This window comes from Streptomyces sp. NPDC058964 (genome assembly GCF_042741275.1).
In the GTDB taxonomy this organism is placed as follows: Bacteria; Actinomycetota; Actinomycetes; order Streptomycetales; family Streptomycetaceae; genus Streptomyces.
The window spans coordinates 3,014-4,573 of the sequence record NZ_JBHYKH010000637.1 but is presented as its reverse complement, the minus strand read 5'-3'; the positions used below and the strand labels follow the sequence as shown (position 1 = coordinate 4,573).

Annotated in this window: 1 protein-coding gene; it reads right to left on the bottom strand. The window is 76.3% G+C overall.

Translation table 11 applies throughout. The features are described from left to right. Positions 1 to 1,560 (bottom strand): alkaline phosphatase family protein (locus tag ACFW2E_RS41985; protein WP_384475974.1); only part of this gene is annotated, 1,560 nt, incomplete at both ends.

Sequence of the window (1,560 nt, the reverse complement as noted above, 5' to 3'; positions counted from 1 at the left end):
GCCGCGCTCGAGCGCGTGCCAGGTGCTCGGCGCCCCCCAGTTCCGGACCCTCGCTGTGGGGTGGGGAACGGGCGAGGGGGGAGAGCAGGAACGGCTTGGCCTGGGCGCCGCCGAAGCCGCCGTGGGAGCCGATCTGTTCCTCGAAGGAGAGGACTTCGCCGTCGGCGGGGTCGTACCAGGAGTTGACCATGATGTCGGCGGTGTGCGGGAAGGAGTGGGTGCGTCGGACGGCGTCGGCGGCGCCGGGGCCGAAGGCCGCCAGCGGGCCGGGGTCGGCGTCCAGCCGGTCCAGCGGGATCTCCGCGCCGGTCGGGCCGAGGACCAGGCCGCCGTGTTCCTCGCTGCGCACCAGCAGGAAGGCGATGCCTGGGTGGTTCGCGAGGGTGGCGAGCAGGGCGGGGTGCCGGGCGTCGATCTCCTCCTTGGTCATCCGGTGCGGCACGTCCGGGAAGGAGACCAGGCCGAGGTTGCCGGAGGCGAGGACGACCGGCTCCGAGCGGGGGTGGGCGCGGTGGTGCCCGTCGGCGCGCTCCTCGACGGGGCGGTGCAGCGCCGCGCGGACGGCGGCGCGGGCCTCGGCGCCGCTCCGCGTGCGTTCGGCCCTGCGCGGTACGGGCAGTCCGCAGCCGGCCCGGACGAGATCGCCGAGGGTCAGTCCGTAGCGGGCGCGGAAGGTTTCGCCGGGGCTCTGTCCGTGGTCGGAGAGCACGACGATCCGGTAGGGGCGCGGGGCGTGTTCGGCGGCCTTCTCGATCAGCGCGAGGGCGCGGTCCAGGCGCGCGAGCACCTTCTGCGCGTCCCGGCTGTGCGGCCCGGAGTGGTGGGCCACCTCGTCGTACGCGACGAGGTCGGCATAGACGGCGGTGCGGCCGACCAGCATGTCGCCCATCACCGCGGCGACGACGACGTCCCGTTCGACGACGGTCGCGAAGGCGCGGACGAAGGGGTAGAGGCCGCCGCGTCCGACGCGCGGGCGCTGCTTGCGCATCCGGGCCCGGGTGGACTGGCCGAGCTCGCGGCACACTTCGGCGGTGAAGGAGAGGGCGGTGCGGACGGCGTTGGCGGGGTCGGAGAAGTAGGCGAAGTAGCCGGCCCGGGAGCGGTTCTCGCGGCCTCGCCGGCGGGTGGCGATGGACAGCACGAGGGCCTGTTCGTCGGCGCCGCCGCTGAACAGGTTGCCGCGGCTGGCGCCGTCGGCGGTGAGCAGTCCGCCGTCGCCCGTGCGGGCCACGGCGCGGCGCTGGAGTTCGACGGCGCTGGTGGGGCGGTTGCAGACCATCACTTCGCCGCTGTCCTTCTCGTACCAGCGGAACGCGGGGATGTCGAAGGTGGAGCCGTGCAGGATGCCGAGCTGGCTGGCGCCGGTCTGGCTGGACCAGTCGGTGCGCCAGGGGGTGAGCCGGTGGCTGGGCCGCCCGCCGTCGCCCCCCCCCGGGCAACGCGCGGACGGTCGGGGGAGTCCCCGCGGGGTCCCGCGGGTGGGGGCGCCGGTGGCCCAGCCCCGCGCGCGCGGGGGGGGGGGGGGCCGGGCGCGCGGGGGGGGGGGTGGGGGGGGCGGGG